The organism is Liquorilactobacillus mali, from assembly GCF_001437155.1.
Taxonomy (GTDB): Bacteria; Bacillota; Bacilli; order Lactobacillales; family Lactobacillaceae; genus Liquorilactobacillus; species Liquorilactobacillus mali_A.
This window is the reverse complement of record NZ_JQAR01000030.1, coordinates 1-324: the sequence shown is the minus strand read 5'-3', so window position 1 is coordinate 324 and position 324 is coordinate 1. Positions and strand designations below refer to the sequence as shown.

At 38.3% G+C, this 324-nt stretch carries 1 pseudogene; it reads left to right on the top strand.

The window, feature by feature from the left end:
* Nucleotides 1–68: 68 nt before the first annotated feature.
* A pseudogene (locus IV36_RS10110) lies at nt 69–324 on the top strand (recombinase family protein); the annotation flags it as partial.

Below are 324 nucleotides of genomic sequence, written 5' to 3'. Positions count from 1 at the left end.
CAAATGGGCGTTCGGCTGAACCGATCACCGTCAACAATTTCTTATGAATTATCTCGAAGAAATGTAATACCAGGCAACCGCAATTTGAAAAACTGGTCCATCTGATTGAACCCAATGACACATTGATCGTCACAAAGTTAGATCGTTTTGCTCGTAATACTAGAGAAGCATTGAACTTAATTGATGACTTATTGAAAGAAAAAATAATGATTAAGGTTTTAAATTTAGGAACGATAGATAACACTCCAATTGGGCGTATGATTGTCAGAACTTTGCTATCGGTTGCGGAGATGGAGCGTGATATGATTATCGAGCGTACGCAAG